The organism is Pedobacter sp. UBA5917 (assembly GCF_002432345.1).
Lineage (GTDB): Bacteria > Bacteroidota > Bacteroidia > Sphingobacteriales > Sphingobacteriaceae > Pedobacter.
In genome coordinates, this window is the sequence record NZ_DJDT01000310.1 from 1 (window position 1) to 17,036 (window position 17,036).

General features: G+C 37.2%; 18 protein-coding genes. 7 read left to right on the forward strand and 11 right to left on the reverse strand.

Features of this window, described 5'->3' with window-relative positions; translation table 11 throughout:
• Positions 1–27: 27 nt before the first annotated feature.
• The 3 genes from B2V92_RS21570 to B2V92_RS21580 all read right to left on the reverse strand — a co-directional run bounded on the left by B2V92_RS21570 (position 28) and on the right by B2V92_RS21580 (position 3,116).
• Positions 28–1,254 carry a hypothetical protein gene (locus B2V92_RS21570; protein WP_293312072.1) on the reverse strand — a complete coding sequence of 409 codons (1,227 nt, stop codon included), beginning with the start codon at positions 1,252–1,254 and terminating at the stop codon, positions 28–30.
• A 200-nt stretch (positions 1,255–1,454) separates the two neighbouring features.
• A complete protein-coding gene (locus B2V92_RS21575; protein ID WP_293312073.1) occupies positions 1,455–2,369 on the reverse strand; it encodes a ferritin-like domain-containing protein in 915 nt (304 codons plus the stop codon).
• A gap of 6 nt (positions 2,370–2,375) precedes the next feature.
• Positions 2,376–3,116, reverse strand: coding sequence for a ferritin-like domain-containing protein (locus tag B2V92_RS21580; RefSeq protein WP_293312074.1), 741 nt, complete (start codon positions 3,114–3,116; stop codon positions 2,376–2,378).
• 124 nt (positions 3,117–3,240) lie between these two features.
• Between B2V92_RS21580 and B2V92_RS21585 the strand changes: the two genes are divergently transcribed.
• From B2V92_RS21585 to B2V92_RS21605, 5 genes are all read left to right on the forward strand, one after another.
• Positions 3,241–4,026 (forward strand): LytR/AlgR family response regulator transcription factor, encoded by a 786-nt coding sequence (locus tag B2V92_RS21585; protein WP_293312075.1) that lies wholly within the window; start codon positions 3,241–3,243, stop codon positions 4,024–4,026.
• Entirely contained in the window at positions 4,016–7,021 is a 3,006-nt protein-coding gene (locus B2V92_RS21590) for a ligand-binding sensor domain-containing protein (RefSeq protein ID WP_293312076.1), read from the forward strand. The genes B2V92_RS21585 and B2V92_RS21590 overlap by 11 nt, the downstream gene beginning before the upstream one ends.
• Before the next feature lie 251 nt (positions 7,022–7,272).
• Positions 7,273–7,839: an SMC-Scp complex subunit ScpB gene (gene scpB, locus B2V92_RS21595; RefSeq protein ID WP_293312077.1), complete on the forward strand. Its 567-nt coding sequence runs from the start codon at positions 7,273–7,275 to the stop codon at positions 7,837–7,839.
• An 87-nt stretch (positions 7,840–7,926) separates the two neighbouring features.
• Entirely contained in the window at positions 7,927–8,124 is a 198-nt protein-coding gene (locus B2V92_RS21600; protein ID WP_293312078.1) for a hypothetical protein, read from the forward strand.
• A 73-nt stretch (positions 8,125–8,197) separates the two neighbouring features.
• Positions 8,198–9,316 (forward strand): GNAT family N-acetyltransferase, encoded by a 1,119-nt coding sequence (locus B2V92_RS21605; RefSeq protein ID WP_293312079.1) that lies wholly within the window; start codon positions 8,198–8,200, stop codon positions 9,314–9,316.
• A gap of 225 nt (positions 9,317–9,541) precedes the next feature.
• Here the strand turns inward: B2V92_RS21605 and B2V92_RS21610 are convergent, their stop codons facing one another.
• The 8 genes from B2V92_RS21610 to B2V92_RS21645 all read right to left on the reverse strand — a co-directional run bounded on the left by B2V92_RS21610 (position 9,542) and on the right by B2V92_RS21645 (position 16,069).
• Complete coding sequence (locus B2V92_RS21610; RefSeq protein ID WP_293312080.1) at positions 9,542–10,471, reverse strand: EamA family transporter; 930 nt, start codon at positions 10,469–10,471, stop codon at positions 9,542–9,544.
• 4 nt (positions 10,472–10,475) lie between these two features.
• The gene (locus B2V92_RS21615; RefSeq protein ID WP_113948295.1) at positions 10,476–10,955 is read right to left on the reverse strand and encodes an Lrp/AsnC family transcriptional regulator; all 480 of its coding nucleotides are present in this window, start codon (positions 10,953–10,955) and stop codon (positions 10,476–10,478) included.
• Between the two features lie 119 nt (positions 10,956–11,074).
• The gene (locus tag B2V92_RS21620; RefSeq protein ID WP_293312081.1) at positions 11,075–11,395 is read right to left on the reverse strand and encodes a helix-turn-helix domain-containing protein; all 321 of its coding nucleotides are present in this window, start codon (positions 11,393–11,395) and stop codon (positions 11,075–11,077) included.
• A gap of 106 nt (positions 11,396–11,501) precedes the next feature.
• Positions 11,502–12,854 (reverse strand): UDP-N-acetylmuramate--L-alanine ligase, encoded by a 1,353-nt coding sequence (locus B2V92_RS21625; protein ID WP_293312082.1) that lies wholly within the window; start codon positions 12,852–12,854, stop codon positions 11,502–11,504.
• Between the two features lie 77 nt (positions 12,855–12,931).
• Entirely contained in the window at positions 12,932–13,771 is an 840-nt protein-coding gene (gene prmA, locus B2V92_RS21630) for a 50S ribosomal protein L11 methyltransferase (RefSeq protein WP_293312083.1), read from the reverse strand.
• Positions 13,772–14,533, reverse strand: coding sequence for a triose-phosphate isomerase (gene tpiA / locus B2V92_RS21635; protein ID WP_293312084.1), 762 nt, complete (start codon positions 14,531–14,533; stop codon positions 13,772–13,774).
• A gap of 48 nt (positions 14,534–14,581) precedes the next feature.
• Positions 14,582–15,748: a putative sugar nucleotidyl transferase gene (locus tag B2V92_RS21640; RefSeq protein WP_293312085.1), complete on the reverse strand. Its 1,167-nt coding sequence runs from the start codon at positions 15,746–15,748 to the stop codon at positions 14,582–14,584.
• A gap of 72 nt (positions 15,749–15,820) precedes the next feature.
• Positions 15,821–16,069, reverse strand: a complete 249-nt coding sequence (locus tag B2V92_RS21645) for a type B 50S ribosomal protein L31 (protein WP_025142617.1) — start codon at positions 16,067–16,069, stop codon at positions 15,821–15,823.
• 274 nt (positions 16,070–16,343) lie between these two features.
• On the opposite strand from B2V92_RS21645, the gene B2V92_RS21650 reads away from it, so the two are divergent.
• Both B2V92_RS21650 and B2V92_RS21655 read left to right on the forward strand, forming a co-directional pair.
• Positions 16,344–16,511 carry a hypothetical protein gene (locus B2V92_RS21650; RefSeq protein ID WP_293312086.1) on the forward strand — a complete coding sequence of 56 codons (168 nt, stop codon included), beginning with the start codon at positions 16,344–16,346 and terminating at the stop codon, positions 16,509–16,511.
• 8 nt (positions 16,512–16,519) lie between these two features.
• A partial coding sequence (locus B2V92_RS21655) for a hypothetical protein (RefSeq protein WP_293312087.1) occupies positions 16,520–17,036 on the forward strand: 517 nt, incomplete at its 3' end.

Here is a 17,036-nt window from a genome sequence, read left to right on the forward strand (position 1 = left end):
ACCTATTTTAGGACGAGTCAATGAATACTAATAAGCCATATCTAATGGATCGAAATCTACAGAAGGGTAACTAAAAGGTGCACCACCAAGAATTTGCGCTTTTATGGCTGATGCTGTTTGGAGAATTGGGATTGATCCGTTCGACTCTATATAATACCAATACCCATCAGGCTGTATAGCATCATCATTTACACCAAAGATACCATCATTAAATTGTACTGTATTTAAACTTTGAGACAGAGCACCATGATTGGAAATTAAAACATTAGATGCAGCGACCACAAATTCTTTTGTTCCCTCATCAACACTATTAGGCGCAGTTGCTATGTCTGCCTGAATTTGAGGATAATAAGGATGCCTAACATCATCTCCAAAAATATGAGTCGGTTCGACCATTTGTAATAATGTTATTCTAATTTGTCCGTAAGCCCCTGCTATATATTTGACTTCTCTAAAAGTTCCAAAAATATTCTTGTGTCTTGCATTACATTCGTAAGTTACAAATCCCCTATTACCAAAAGAACTATTATTGATATTATAAATTTTTGCCCTAGCGTAAAGTTGTGCTCTACCGGAATTGCCTTCGATAAACTTAAAAGGCGAAGCTTTAACAGTAAAAGAATTTGAACCTGCCATACTTCCATCGAGATATGAAATTTTCTCTCTTGGACTACCAGTTTGATTAATGGCTTTGAGAGATATTAGCTCATTACTTATATTTTTGTTTTTTGTTTCAAATAATACCTGCGAGTATGATTTATTATTGTATGTTCTAATACTATTAAGAGAAAAATATAAAAAATCATCTCCAACTTTTACAATTCCATCCGAATTTGCCAAGTACGACTCAGCTAACCCTGAACAGTTTAAAGTATAAGAGTTATCAGTGAAGGTAATTTCTTTCTTATACTTTTCTTTTAGTAGATCATATCCCTTGAAATACTCTTCTTTACTTAACTTTTCTAACGCATCTAACTCTTTATTGAAATTAGAATAAATAGTCTTCATAGATACAAATCCGAGAGATTTTTCTTCATTCTCTCTCTCAACTGGCTTTAAAGAATAAATGTTTTTCATTGCAGAAATAAAACTTTGGTAATCTTTAAAAGATAGATAACCACTTTCAAGCTTAGCGGATCCATAACCGGAACTTGCCGTCATTAGATCTTTCTGAACTAAATTGTTATCCTTTTTACAAGAAGAAATTGCAAAAAGACATGTAAATAGAACGTAGATGTAGATTTTTGTTTTCATTGTTTTTATTATTAGATTTTATCCAACTAATATATAATCAAAAAACTACAATATTGTATTAAAAAACTACAATTAAAACAACTCATAGTTGTATATATATTTATATATATAAAACAAAAAAAGGGAAGTAAAACTTAAGTTCTACCTCCCTACCTTAAACTAAACATTACCTAATCAATAATGTAAATATTTTGGTTATCCTATGTAAATTGTTTACCGCTTGATGATTTAATAAACGCATTTGCAAGTTTTTTAACGCTAACACCATCTAATGCTTCATCAAAACATTCTGCTGCTGCAGTTTGTGCTGCTGCTCCAGTTAATACAGGAGAACCATTTGCTGCAGTAAATAAAGATGTAATGTCTACACCTGCTTGGGTTGTATTTTGTTCACCTGCATAGTTCCCATCAACTAACCCAATACCTGTATCATTTCCATTTGCGGCATATGCAATCCAAGGTTTTAAATTAACACCTAAAGATGCAGCTGCCATTGCACGTAAATGAGCAGCATGGCGTGCTTCAACTGCATGGATTTGTAAAGCCGTTTTTAAAACTGCATTCTTACTTAAATCTCCACCTTGAGATAAAATACCTGCCTGACCTTTATACGCCCTAACACCAGTATCCTCTAAAGCAACACCCACTTTTAAAAAGCTTTGATAATTGGTAAAAACATCAGCCAATACTGCTTCAAACTGATAATCGGCATATTTGGTACCATCACTGGCCGGATCGGTAGGTGTTGTAATGTTTAATACAGATTTTAATAAGTTAACGTGTGCACGCTCGTGATCACGGATTAAGGTAATCGCAGTTTTGGCACCATTTGTATCAGGAACTAAACTAGGCGTAGCTACCAATGCATGATTATAAAAGTTCCATTCTAAATACTCTAAGCCTAAAGCAAAATTCAGAACATCAGTTACTGTACTTGTAGGTGTTTGGCCATAAGCCTTTTGAAACAGCGAACCCATAGCCAATGGAAGTGCAGCCAAAGAGATTTTTTTACCGATGTTATAAAAATCCTGCATCGCTTTACGTCGTGGATTTAATCTTTCATAGATTTCTCCATCAACTTTTTCAATTTCTTCTAGTATATTTAAGATATTCATGATTGCTTAGTTTTGAGTTTTAAGATTGATTACTGAAATTGCTGTTTTAATGAATGGTTTGGCCAACGGCAAAACTTTATCTGGTGTTAATGCGCCGTCCAACGCATTAGTACTATCTGCACCGAATGCTGAAAGCGATGCTAAATCAGAAAATGACCCGGGTGTAATCTGATCCCTCACCCAAGAAGCATGACGTGCTTCTACCGAAACGATTTTACCTGCTATCAAAAGAAAATCACCACTTACAAGTAATCTGCCTGCCCCATTATAAGCAGCAACACCTAAATCTTCAAAAGTTTTTGCCGCTGCCAGTACACTCGCGGCTTTAGTAAAATCAATAGAAGAAAAATCTACCTCTAAACTAGGAATAGCTGCAGTACTTAATGCTTTTTTAAAGAACTCTCTATGCGCAATTTCGTGAAACTGTACATCCGTAAAATAACTTTTTTGTACCGGGGTAAAATCTGATGCCGGAGCTGAAGCTACCTTAATATAAAACGCAGCCTCTAACTGTTCTAAAGCATAAGCATAATTTAATACGCCGAAATCGTCTTTAAAATCTAATGTTACACCACCGTTCATTACTGGGTTTTCGTAACCACGGTCTTTTTTACAACCGGCAGCAACCAAAGCAATGCCAGCGGCACCTGCACCTGCGTACTGAAGAAAGGATCTTCTGCCTACAGTTTTGTCAAATAAACTTTTTTCCTGAAGTTCATTTTTTGTTTCTAGTTCATTGTTTTTCATAGTCATCTATGTTTAGTGGTTTTGAATTCGTTTGATGATACATACGTGACAATCAGTGCACTGGTTTTTTGCTTTTCCATTTTTTTTTATAAGCGCATTTTAATACATTCACCAACCTATAACCATGACTACATTAAAAGCCATTATTGTTGATGATGAGGAGTTTGCCCGATCGTCGTTATTTTTTTTGCTACAGCAGAACTGTTCGCAGGTAGAAATTACCGGTATTGCGAGGTCGGTGACAGAAGCAAAAGATATCCTGGCACACCATCCCATCGATTTAATTTTTCTCGACATTGCCATGCCGGGTGGTAATGGTTTCGAATTGATACCCGATGCCCAAAAACACAATGCTGCCGTGATATTTACCACGGCTTACGATCAGTACGCACTAAAAGCAATTAAGGCCAATGCGCTCGATTACCTTTTAAAACCAATCGATATTGATGAGCTTAAAACGGCCGTAGAGAAGGTTTTTCAGCACATTAAACTGTTTAAAGGCCAGAACGAAAACGACGAAAGGATCAATAATCTCGCCTCAAGTTTAAGCTCCAGGGCCGAAATCAGGAAACTTACCTTACCCTATGGGCAGGGTTTTAAAATGATCGATATCGACGATATTATCTATATCGAAGCCGATAGCAATTACTCTATCGTGCACTTAAACAACCATGATAAAATTACCGTTTCGAAAGTTTTAAGGGAGTTTGAGGAGCTGCTGCCAACCGATCAGTTCGTCAGGATCCATAAATCAAGCATCATTAATCTTAACCACTTAAAGGAATATAATTCTAAAAACGGACTTCAGGTTTTTCTGAAAAACGGCGAAAGCATTAACATTTCGAGAAGACGTGCAAGCGACTTTTTTGAAAAAATAAAGTTATTTACAAAAGCAAACGGTGATCATTAAACCACAGATAAAAGTTGGATCATTAGCTCAAAAAGCTAGGCTGAAGTTTAACTTCAGCTATACTTTTATTGCCTTTTTATTTTTAACGCTGGGCTTTATCAATCCAAAAAATCTTTTTGCCCAAACCACTTACCTCCCCCATTACAACACCAAGAACGGGCTGGCCAGCAACAACTGTTATTATATTTTACAGGATAAAAAAGGCTTTATCTGGATTGCAACAGATAATGGTTTAAGCCGTTTTGACGGCACCAATTTCCAGAATTTCACGATCGAAGATGGTTTGCCAGATACGCAGATCCTCCAGATGAAAGAGGACAAAGATGGCCGTTTGTGGTTTTTTGCACTCAATGGACAGTTAAGTTACCTTAAAGAGGGCAAATTTTATAACCAGGACAACGATGAATTGCTTAAAAAACTCAATTTCAACACTGTAATTGTTTCTTTTTTGGTTGATAAAGCCGGAAGGATATGGCTCGGCACCAATGCCAACCTGATTGTTTGCTGGGATGGAAAAACGATCAAAAAATACATTTCCCCTAATCTGAATGATAAATTTATCAATGCCTTTATCCACGAGGATGAGCAGGGAAATATTTTTGCATACAGTGATTTAAGTGTGCAGCAGTTTAATGGAAAAACTTTTTCCATGGTGAAATCTAAAGTACAGCCGCTTTCTTACATGACAGCTGCGAACAGCTCGCACCGATCGTTATTTTATCTGGATAGTGGCGGCCTAAAGCAATACAGGCATGGCATCATCAACGATCTGATCCCGATTCCGCAGAATCTGATCAAAAATATGTCGGGTTATTTTTATTACGACGTTACCAGTAAAGAAGTGTGGCTATCAAACGCCAATGGTGCTTTTGCCCTTGATAAAAATGGTAAAACCGTTCAGTATTTACAGGATATTGCCGTTAACCAGGTGATAAAGGACAATAACCAGAATATTTGGTTTGCTACCAACCAGGGCATTTATATGCTCCCGAATGCGAATAACCGTTTATCCATTATCGATGCCGAATCGGGCCTCAGCAGTAACGTGATCAAAAGCATTACCAAAGATGGTAAAAACCGCTTGTGGTTGGGCACCGATGATGCCGTAATCGATGTATTAAGCATCAATAATTACCAGGTTGATGAAGTTGGCCTCGATGATTTCAAAAAATATAAAACCGTTAAACAGCTCACATACGATCCGAAAGATCAATCTATCTATTTCGCATCTGATTATGGGATGGGTGTTTTTAAAAATATTTATAGCGGCACCGATGAAGTAAGTTATTTAAAGGAATCGAACAATTCTATGTTTGTGATCAAACACTTTAGTATTGGCGAAAACAATAACCAATTGGCGCTTGCACTATCATCAGGTGTGGTTTTCTTATCCGACAGGAGAAACAAATTCGAATTTAACGCTGCAAAATACCGCGAAAAGGAAGATTTTTTTAAAGACCGCTCCTACCATGTATTTTATGATCGCGAAGGCAGTTTATGGTTTTCGAACGTAAACGGTTTATCCCAGTTCGCAAAAGGCAGGTTGATCAAACATTACGAAAATCATCCCCTGCTTACCAAAAGGATAAACGATATCCAGGAACTTGCAGATGGTACACTTATACTGGCAACAGATGGCTATGGCCTTATCTTTTATAAAGACAACCGGATTACCACCCAGATTACCCAAAAAGATGGTTTAACCAATAATATCTGTACCAAAATATTTGTAAAAAATAACGAAATATGGGTACTGACCAATAAAGGCGTTAATAAAATTGCCGATTATCCCAATCAGCCCAGTGTAGCTAATTTCGACTACGGAAAAGACCTTTTGAGCGACGATATCAACAGTTTATTTATTGACGACAGTACGGCTTACTTTGCCACCAATAAAGGATTGATTTTATTCAAATACAACAATAAAAATATCATTAAGAACCTGCCAAAGGTATATGTTACCTCTATTATCAAGGATAATGAACGTTTACCGGTGGATCAGGGAAACTTTACCTTCGAAACAGGGAACAATACCATTTTATTTACCTTTAGTGCGGTTGATTTTACTACAAGCGACATTACCTACCGTTATCGTTTAAACGAAAATTCGCCATGGATAGAAACACGTACACGGCGTTTGGATTTCTCCTCTCTACAACCCGGCGATTATGTTTTTGAGGTGAGTGCCAAAAGCCAGAACGGCAACTGGGGCGAATCGGCAAAAATCTCTTTCACCATTAAAAAACATTTCTGGCAAAGTTTATGGTTTTTATCCATCCTGATCCTCCTTGTAGCTTATATTTTCTATAAAGTGGCTGTTTACATTACCCGCAAACAGAAAGATAAGGAGCAGGAACAGTTATTACTCAAAAACAAGGTACTCATGCTCGAGCAACAGGCATTGCAGGCCATGATGAATCCGCATTTTGTATTTAATGTAATGAATTCCATCCAGCATTACATCAATACACAGAATACGGCCTCAGCCAATAAAGTTTTAACAGGATTTGCACGACTGATCAGAAAAAACCTCGAAATCTGTACAAAAAGCTATATCTCATTAGAAGAAGAACTCGAATACCTCAATCTTTATCTAAAACTCGAGAAAAACCGTTTCGGGGATAAACTCGAATACATTTTTAATATCGATGAAGATATTGATAAAGAAGAAACCTTTATCCCATCTATGCTGTTACAGCCTTATGTAGAAAATGCGATATGGCATGGTATTATGCCCAAAGAAACCGGTGGTGAAATTCAGATCAACATTAAACTGCAGGATGAATTTTACCTGAACATCGAAATTATTGATGATGGAATTGGCATAGACAATTCGCTGAAGGATAAAAAGGAAACCCATATCAGTAAAGGAATGCAGCTTACCAAAGAAAGATTACACCTTTTAGGGCAGATTGGAGCAAAACCTATACACCTAAATGTGAAACAAAATACCATAAACGGTACAACAGTATCCATTTCTATACCGTTAAAATAGAAATTTTACCGTTTACTCAATTATTAATACCACTCACTAAATAGAACCTTGAAGCAACCCTGTTTAGCCTTAAACTTGTGTTAGAAATAAACGATAGTGTTTATCAAAGACGTTCTTATAGAATTGATATAGATATTTAATAACCTAACCTAAAACTATATCTTAATTCAGGTTTCATTTGTGTGTTGAAAGCGGTCTTGTTTTTAAAAGCGAGACCGCTTTTTTTATGCCCAAAAATTCTATTTTTGTATATGCCCAATCACAACATCACCAGGCACATCGAAGCCCTCATATTCTCTTCCAGCCAAAGTATTGGTACACAGGAAATCATACTAGCCCTTAACGCTGTTTTTAACGAGGAGTTTATCGAAATCCAGGTATTCGAGAGCATCGAACAGATCAAAGAAAAATACAGTCAGGAAGACTTTGCCATAGAGCTGGTTTATTTAAATAACGGTTACCAGTTCCTTACCAAAAAAGATTACCACGAAACCGTTAACCAGTTACAACTGCATCGCTCGAAGAAAAAATTAAGTCAGGCAGCAATGGAAACCCTGGCCATTATTGCCTACCGCCAACCGATTACCAAACTCGAAATAGAGCAGATCAGGGGAGTAAATTCCGACTACTCTGTACAGCGTTTACTGGAAAAGGAACTGATCAGTATCGAAGGTAAAGCCGAAACACCGGGCAGGCCTATCCTCTATACCACCAGCACCCTATTTATGGATTATTTTGGTTTAAATAACCTAAGTCAGCTTCCACAGTTAAAAGATATCGTAAAAGAAGAAAATAGCGTGGGTGAAAAAGTTGAATAAATAATTTAATTTCTTTGCTTCCAGGTTGTTATTAAAAAAAGTTTTTTTGTATTTTTAAACTATAAAAGCAATTTTTATTTTTGTGTTATGAAAGCGCCAAAGAAACTCCCAACTAAGCCGACTACCAAGAAACAGGTAGACGAAGATGATGATCTTGAAGATGATGACGATATTCAAACAACGAAAAAGAAGTCTCAAGACGATGATGATGATGACAATTTTGACATGCCATTAGATGATATTGATAACTTCGATAATTTCGATGACGACGACGACGATTATTAATATTTAAAAAAACATATATTTGAAAAAGCATCCGCCCGCTTGGTAGGATGCTTTTTAATTTTAAAATGTGCCCATGCAAATTATACCCGTAAGCAATCCATCATTAAAAAAAGATTTTCTAAATACGCCTAAGCTTTTATACAAAAACGACAAAAACTGGATCTGTCCATTGGATAGTGAGGTAGAAAACGTTTTTAATCCGGAAAAAAACACCTTTTTTGCACATGGAAAATGTACACGCTGGGTTTTAAAAGACGATGCAGGGAAATTGATAGGTCGTGTAGCTGCTTTTATTAATGAGAAAAAAGCTTATCATTATGATCAGCCAACCGGTGGCATGGGTTTTTTCGAATGTATTGATGATGAAAAAGCAGCTTTTTTGTTATTCGATACTGCTAAAGCATGGCTATCCGAAAATGGTATGAAAGCCATGGATGGGCCGATTAACTTTGGAGAAAACGATACTTTTTGGGGCTTATTGGTTGATGGCTTTACCCCTCCTTCTTTTGGGATGAACTATAACTTTCCATATTATCAAAAGTTTTTCAAGAAATATGGTTTTGTTACCGAATACGAACAACTAACCAATCACATTAACCTTACCATTCCTTTCCCGGAGCGTTTTACCAAAATAGCCAATTGGGTAAGAAATAAACCTGGTTATACTTTCGAATATTTCAGCAAAGCCAATTCCAGCAAATACATTAACGATTTAATGGAAATTTATAATGACGGCTGGCAGGATTTCGAAAATTTTGTTCCGATCAAACGCGAAACACTCGAAGAAAGTTTTAAAAGTATGGAACCCATTATGGACGAGCATTTGATCCAATTTGCCTATTTTAATGGCGAGCCTGCATCTTTTGTGGTGTTAATCCCTGATGCAAACCAGATGATTAAAGGTTTTGATGGCAAATTGGGCTTAATTGAAAAGTTAAAATTTGCCTACCGCCGCTGGGTGGGCGTTACCCGTATGAGGGCCATTGTAATGGGTACAAAACCAAAATACCAGAAACATGGTTTAGAATCTGTCCTTTTTATCCGCCTGGGCGAGTATGTATTGCCTAAAAACCAATACAAAGAACTTGAATTAAGTTGGGTTGGTGACTTTAACGAACAGATGATTGCAATCCATAAAGCCACCGGTGCAACCTTTGGCAAAAAACATTTAACGATGCGCAAGGTGTTTTAATCGCCAGGCTTTGTCAATGCAATAATGATAATTATAAAATTATTCTCCAAGGTTCGTGTTGCCACGAACCTTTTTTATTTTCTTGCCACGGATTCACTGAAAACACGGAAAAACTCAATTTCATTTTTTTTAAGTTTTATGAAACAGATTTCTCCGTTTCGTTACACTTCAGTCGAAATGACGATATGCCGTAGTTCGTGTTGCCACGAACCAATTTATTTTTCCCTACGCACTTTTATACTTCGGCAAATTAATCAGCAATACACTTCCTAAAATAATCACCAAACCAATTACCTGTGTAAGTCCGATTACCTCGTTGGTAAAAGTTAAACTTAATAATACCGCCACAACCGGATTTACATAAGCATAAGTACTTACCTGTGTAGCCGGACGCACCTTTAGCAACCATACATAAGCACTAAATGCAGCGATCGAACCGAAGAGGATCAGGTAAATGATCGATAACCATGCATCAAGCGGTATACTGCTCCAATCCAATAATTTAAATTCAGATTTTAATACCGCTCCCGGCATAAAGGCCAAACTTGCCATTAACATTTGCCAGCCTGTATTTACAGAAACAGAACTCTCCGTAGTGGGATGATATTTCGAATAAAGCGATCCACCGGCCCAAGCAATAGGTCCGAAAACAAGTAATATCATACCTATAATCTGCAGGTTACTCTGCGGCTTATCGAGCGCCTGCATAATCTGATCGCCAAATAAGAGTACAACACCTAAAAAACCAATAATCAAACCCGATACAATGTATTTATTGCTCAAATTCTCTTTCCAGTGCGATTTATCAAGAATTACAAACCATATTGCTGCCGAAGCCACCATAATGGCTACCAAACCGCTTGGAATAAACTGTTCTACCCAAATTACGATACCATTACCCAAACCAAGCATTAAAATACCACTTACCGCTGCAATTTTTATGGTTTTTAAGTTAAAAATCTCCTCTCCTTTTATCTTACACCAACCCAATAACAAAACGCCTGCAGTGATAAATCTTACAATGCCCAGGGTAAAAGGAGGAAAACCCACCAAGGCTTTCTGGATGAAAAAGTAGGTAGAACCCCATACAATATATACGATGGCAAAGGCCAGGTAAACCATTACCGGAGATGCTGTTTTATTTAAATTTGTCATGATTTTATTTTTGAGGGATTACCAGTTGTTGTTGTTCTTTTACCGTTTCCAGCACAATAGTTGTCTTCACCGATAAAATATTGGGCACTTTGCTAAACTCATCGCGAAGCAAAGCCATTAACGAAGCCGAATCTGTTGTTCTTACCTTCACCAAAAAACAATCGTCGCCTGCAATTACATGCACTTCCTGTACATCGGGGATTTTTGCCAGCTCGCTTGCCGTATCGTTGCAGCTAAAACTTTGCGCCGATTTCATCGAAATAAAAGCCAGTAATTTTAAATCAACCGCAACAGGATTTACCTTGGCATTATATCCGGTAATTACATTTTTCTTTTCGAGTTTTTTTACGCGCTCCAGCACAGCTGAGGGAACAAGATCCAATGCCTTAGCCAAATCTACGTTCGAGATCCGGGCATTATCCTGCATTAATCTGAGTATAGCCAGATCGACATGATCCAGACTAAAATTATTTTCGATTACCATTCTATAAAACTATAAATATTTAGAACAAAATTCAAAATATTTTAAATAAAAATGAATTTTATTCTATTATATAATTTTATTATGATAATTAGTCGGCCAAATAAGCGGCTAACCAAATTTTATATTCCGAGTTTATCGTATAAATCGATCACCTTTTTACGGAGTTTATTAATCTCTTCTTCCTTTTCAATCAGTTCTTTTTTAAGTGCAGCCAATTCTGCAGAAGAATCAGCTCCTAATGCTTTACCATCGATTAATTGTATAACGGAAACTTTAAATGTTTTAGAAATTTGGAGCAAGCGGGAAATATTGAGATCGGTTTGACCTGTTTCTATTTTGCAGAAAGCCGGAGTAGAGATATTTAATTTTTTGGCAGCATCAGCCTGACTTAAACCTAAGGCCAATCTGCTTTGTTTGATGCGGTCTCCGATGCTTTTCAATTTATAGATGTGAGATACTAGATGTGAGATATGAAACACAATAAGGGATTTGAGATAATAGATTTGAGTGGAGTCAACTCATGTCTCAAATCTCATATCTCCAATCTCACTTCTCCAAAGAAGCAGCCAGTTCAGGAAGATCGAAACCTGCATAATTGCCAGAGCTCATCATTAGCAGATTGGTATTTTTGTAGTTGAGGCTTAACAAATAGTTTTTCAGCTTCGCAGCATCATTAAAAAATTTCAATTTTGGGTTTGCAAAAGCTTGTTGCACATCATCTTCAGAAAAAGGTTCCATGCGTTTTTGCTCAAAAGATTTAATATCAATAAATACAATGGCCTCATCAGCTTTATCCATTGCCCCGGTATATTCTTTTAAAAAGTCTTTGTTCAAACTGCTAAAAGTATGTAATTCGATACAGGCTACCAATTTACGGTTGGTAAACTGGGCTTTAACCGCATCAATAGTAGCCTTTAGCTTTGATGGCGAATGCGCAAAATCTTTATAAACATTTGTCGAATCATCGGCAGAAATAACTTCCAAACGTTTGGCAGCACCTGTAAACGAAGCAATTGCGGCATCAAATTCTGTTTCACTGATGTTTAACTGTTTACACACCAATTTAGCTGCATTTAAGTTCATCAGGTTGTGATCGCCAAAAATCTGCAGTGCCGTTTCTTCCGGAAGCAGATAAGTTATCCCGTTTCTGATTTCATGTTCGGGAATTGCATAACCGATTTTGGTGATTTCTGCTTTTGAATTTGATACAATTTCATTCAGATCGGCATCCGCTTTACAATAAATCAATGTACCATTAGCTTCGATGGTATCGATAAATTTATCAAACTGCAGCGTATAATCGGCATAAGTGGGAAAAACATTGATGTGATCCCAGGCTATACCACTAATTACGGCAACATTTGCTTTATACAGGTGAAATTTCGGTCTTCTGTCAATCGGTGACGATAAATACTCATCGCCTTCAATAATCATTACTGGTGCTTCTTCGGTTACTTTAACCATGGTTTCGAAACCGGCCAGCTGCGCACCAACCAGGTAATCGAAATCGCGTTTGTAATAATTTAACACATGCAAAATCATACTGGTAATGGTTGTTTTACCATGACTGCCGCCAATTACTACACGCAGTTTATTTTTGCTCTGTTCGTAAATATATTCGGGATAAGAATAGATTTTAATACCTAGTTCCTGTGCTTTTAACAGTTCAGGGTTATCAATCCGGGCATGCATACCTAAAATCACCGCATCAAGATCTTTTGAAATACGATTTTCATCCCAACCCATTTCGGCAGGCAAAAGGCCATATTTATCCAATCGCGATTTTGCAGGTTCAAAAATCACATCATCGGAACCCGAAATCTGATATCCTTTTTTATGTAGGGCAATGGCTAAGTTGTGCATGGCACTTCCACCAATCGCTATAAAATGTATGCGCATATTTTTAATGATTGAATTTTGAATGAATGAATTATTGAATGTGTGCTTTCCACATCATCCATTTTCCATCATACATCTTACTTCTTTTCAAATTGAGCCGCAACCCAATCGCCGTTCTGTTTATGATCAACGTATTTAATGCCATATTTAGCACATTCGGCTGTAATCAAGCTTAAATCGGGATCCAGATAAAAGCCACTGAAGAAAATTTTGCCTCCTGCCTTTAAAACTTCGGCATAACGGCTAATCTGATCTAAAAGGATATTGCGATTGATATTGGCAAAAATAACATCATATTCGTCATTTGGGATTACTTCTTTACTACCACAAAGTGCCTGTAAATTATCTACATGATTAAGCGCGGCATTTTCGATTGTACTTTGATAACAGATATCATCATAATCGATTGCCATTAAACTTTTAGCACCGAGTTTTGCGGCCAGAATAGCTAAAATCGCCGTTCCGCAGCCCATATCCAGGATGTTTTTATCTTTAATATCAGCAGCTAAAATATACTGCATCACCATGGTAGTAGTTTGGTGGTGACCGGTACCAAAAGACATTTTAGGATCGATTATAATCTCGTAAGGATACGATGGCTGTGGCTCATGGAAGGTTGCCCTTACATAACACACATCATCAATAATCAGCGGACTGAAATTTTTCTCCCATTCGGCATTCCAGTTTTCGTCGGCAACATCTTCTAAAGTATATTCAGTTGCAAATTCTTCACTGTAATTACCCAACAGATCTTTTAATTCCTGCTCGTTAAAATTATCCTTGATTACGAAAGCCGTAAACCCACCCTCACTATCTTCGAAAGTATCGAAGCCTAAATCGGCAAGATCGCTGATGAGCAGATCCTGCTGATAGTCTTCGATACCTTTGAATGTAAATATTGCTTTAATGTATTGCATTTAGCTGTTTAATGCTTTAATAATATCTGTAAAATCGCGTGATTTTAACGATGCTCCACCAATCAGGCCACCATCAATATCTTTTTGGGAGAATAAACTTGCCGCATTGCCCGGGTTACAGCTACCACCATATAAAATAGTTGTATCATCAGCCACATTGAAACCGTATTTCGCCTCAATTTCACTGCGGATAAAAGCGTGGATATCCTGCGCCTGCTCTGGTGAAGCAGTTAAACCTGTTCCGATAGCCCAAACCGGTTCATAAGCGATCACGATTTTTTTGAAATCTTCTTCGGTTAAGCCAAAAATACCTTCTACCAATTGTTTTTTCAATACTTCGTAGTAGCTACCATTGTTACGCTCATCCAAAGTCTCGCCGATGCAGAAAATTGGGGTTAAACCGTGTGCCAAAGCTGTTTTTGTTTTTGCAGCTAATAATTCATCGCTTTCAGCAAAATACTGTCTGCGCTCAGAGTGACCTAAAATCACATATTCTGCACCAACAGATTTTACCATTTTAGCAGAAGTTTCGCCTGTATATGCACCACTTTCTTTATCGCTGATGTTTTGAGCACCAATTTTAACATCGTTACCACCCAATTTTGCCAAGCTGTTTAAATGAATAAACGGTGAGCAAATAATAGCCAGCTGATCGCCTTTGCGCTCATCTTTAACCATATTTACGATTTCGCTGAACAACGAAACACCTTCGTTGTAATCTAAGTTCATTTTCCAGTTACCGGCAACAATCTTTTTTCTCATTTTGTATTATTTAATGGTTGGTTGATCCTTCAAGATCAAGGTTTTATATTAAAATCGTCTATACGATTCGGTTAATTCAAATACTTTTGCAATAATGTTTTTTTCTACTTCTGTTAAAGGCAGGTTCTTTCTTGCGAATACCTTTTCGGTGGTTTCTAGCATTTTATCCAATTTATACGCTTCAAAACTATTGCCTCCTCCCCAACTAAAATCGGGTATATGGTTTGGTGGAAGTCCGCCACCAAAAACATTGGCACTCACCCCTACTATAGTACCTGTATTAAACATGGTGTTGATGCCTGATTTAGCATGATCAGCCATAATTAAACCACAAAACTGCAGATTGGTATTCCGCATTTTCCGGCTTTCGTAATCGTAAAGTTTAACTTCTGCGTAGTTGTTCTTCAAATTCGAGTTGTTGGTATCGGCACCGATATTACACCATTCGCCCATTACCGAATTGCCCAGATAGCCTTCGTGCCCTTTGGCCGAGTTGCCCCAGATTACAGAATTGTTAATTTCGCCACCTGCACGGCTGTTCGGACCGATTGTAGTGCCTGAATATATTTTTGCACCCATTTTTACGGATGAATTTTCGCAAAGTGCAAAAGAACCCCTGATTAAAGATCCTTCCCAAACTTCGGCATTTTTACCGATGTAGATAGGTCCGTAGCCACTGTTAAGCACACTGCACTCAATTTTTGCGCCTTCTTCGAGAAAAATATCCTCACCAAGCAATTGGTTGGTGCCGCTTATCTTGGCCGAAGTACGTCCCTCAGTTAATAATTTAAAATCTTTCCTGATTTCTGCAGGATTATGACCGAAAATATTTTCAGGGTAAACTACCTGTACAAAATCTCCGGGATATTCAATCTGTTTTAGCAATTTAACAGCTTCAAGATCGTGATGATCGGCAATATAAGCTACAACAATATTTTCTTTATAAAGAGCCTCGCCTGCTTTAAGACCTGAAACTGCATTTAGTAAAGCTTCATCCGGACAAACAGAACCGTTTATGAATAAATCGGCATTAGGTTTCGGAGCAAATTTTATGGAAAGATAATCCTGGGTATAAAAGCCAAAATCGGCATTTAAATACTTGCCCCATTTTTCGGCAATGGTTAAAATACCAATGCGCAGATCGGCCACTGGCCTGGTAAAAGTAAGCGGGCGGAGCGACGCCCAGCAAGCATCATCAAATAAATTGATTGTCATAAGCTGCAAAAATAAAAAAAGTCCCGATGCTTTCGGCAAAGGGACTTCAAAAAATGCTTTTTACAGCTAAAATTATTTCTTAGCGTAACGGTTTTTGAATTTATCGATACGTCCTGCAGTATCAACCAATTTCATTTTACCAGTATAAAAAGGGTGTGAAGTGTGAGAAATCTCTAATTTATATAGAGGATACTCGTTACCATCTTCCCATTTAATTGTTTCTTTAGTATCTACGCAAGATTTTGTTAAGAAAGCATATTCGTTAGACATATCTTTAAAAACAACTGGTCTGTAGCTTGTTGGGTGCAAATCTTTTTTCATTTGAATATTATTTTTAGTTATTTGTGTGAAAGCATCAAGAACATTCTTGCAATTTGCTGGCAACAACGCTTATGACATTTCCTATTAGTCTTTCTACCTCTATTTTAGAGGATGCAAATATCCTAATTTTATTTTTGATTTACAAGCCTAAATAAAGAATTTTAAATTATAAGGTTTTTCTACTTCTTCTTTAGCTAAAAACACAAGCAAAACTAAACTTTTTGATCTTAATATTGTTTTTCAGATATTTAAAAAATATGTGTAAATTTGATATATGAGAAAACACGGCGAATTAGATGGTATTATCCATGCCAATAGCAGCGGAAAGCTCTATATTAAAAGTCCCGATTTTTTTGCGCAGCCAAGGATTATCCAAATGGTAAGCTCATTAATGGAATCGAGTATTTTTAAGAAAATAGAAAAGAATAAAAACAAGAAATAGTCTTATAGATGCCTTTTAACCTACTTTTGTTCCCTCTTGTAGGCGGCTACTATATTTTAATCAGGTTCAGGTACCTGCGGTATGTACAATACCGGCTCGAAAGTCAGCGTATATTATTAAACTCCGCTTTTGCAGGTATTCTTTTACTAGGTGCATGCTTTTTGTTAAGGGCTATCCTGGTAGCTATCTGGCCTGAAACGATAGAACATCTCTCCAAATTACTTCCTATCCATACGCCTTATTTCGGAACAACCAGTATGTCGCTATTTGTTGCGGTTGTTGCTACAGAAATCGCCAATTTATTTATCAACCGGCTCAAGGCCATAAAAAGGGCCATATCTACATCAGGAAATGAATTTGAATTATTACTGAGTTCATCTTTCTTTGACGCACATCTTTTACAGTTTACCATGGACAGCGGAAAATTCTACATCGGCTGGGTAAAAGAACTCCCCAAACCCTTTACCACAAGTTATATCCGCATTACACCTGCTTTTAGCGGCTACCGAAAGGCCGACGATAAAG

Excerpts from the sequence above, each read along its gene's own strand:
- B2V92_RS21580 (WP_293312074.1), bottom strand. The coding sequence starts at position 3,116 with ATGAAAAACAATGAACTAGAAACAAAAAATGAACTTCAGGAAAAAAGT.
- B2V92_RS21650 (WP_293312086.1), top strand. The coding sequence starts at position 16,344 with ATGAGAAAACACGGCGAATTAGATGGTATTATCCATGCCAATAGCAGC.
- B2V92_RS21585 (WP_293312075.1), top strand. The coding sequence starts at position 3,241 with ATGACTACATTAAAAGCCATTATTGTTGATGATGAGGAGTTTGCCCGA.
- B2V92_RS21605 (WP_293312079.1), top strand. The coding sequence starts at position 8,198 with ATGCAAATTATACCCGTAAGCAATCCATCATTAAAAAAAGATTTTCTA.
- B2V92_RS21575 (WP_293312073.1), bottom strand. The coding sequence starts at position 2,369 with ATGAATATCTTAAATATACTAGAAGAAATTGAAAAAGTTGATGGAGAA.
- B2V92_RS21645 (WP_025142617.1), bottom strand. The coding sequence starts at position 16,069 with ATGAAAAAAGATTTGCACCCAACAAGCTACAGACCAGTTGTTTTTAAA.
- B2V92_RS21625 (WP_293312082.1), bottom strand. The coding sequence starts at position 12,854 with ATGCGCATACATTTTATAGCGATTGGTGGAAGTGCCATGCACAACTTA.
- prmA (WP_293312083.1), bottom strand. The coding sequence starts at position 13,771 with ATGCAATACATTAAAGCAATATTTACATTCAAAGGTATCGAAGACTAT.
- B2V92_RS21615 (WP_113948295.1), bottom strand. The coding sequence starts at position 10,955 with ATGGTAATCGAAAATAATTTTAGTCTGGATCATGTCGATCTGGCTATA.
- B2V92_RS21570 (WP_293312072.1), bottom strand. The coding sequence starts at position 1,254 with ATGAAAACAAAAATCTACATCTACGTTCTATTTACATGTCTTTTTGCA.
- B2V92_RS21600 (WP_293312078.1), top strand. The coding sequence starts at position 7,927 with ATGAAAGCGCCAAAGAAACTCCCAACTAAGCCGACTACCAAGAAACAG.
- B2V92_RS21640 (WP_293312085.1), bottom strand. The coding sequence starts at position 15,748 with ATGACAATCAATTTATTTGATGATGCTTGCTGGGCGTCGCTCCGCCCG.
- scpB (WP_293312077.1), top strand. The coding sequence starts at position 7,273 with ATGCCCAATCACAACATCACCAGGCACATCGAAGCCCTCATATTCTCT.
- B2V92_RS21610 (WP_293312080.1), bottom strand. The coding sequence starts at position 10,471 with ATGACAAATTTAAATAAAACAGCATCTCCGGTAATGGTTTACCTGGCC.
- tpiA (WP_293312084.1), bottom strand. The coding sequence starts at position 14,533 with ATGAGAAAAAAGATTGTTGCCGGTAACTGGAAAATGAACTTAGATTAC.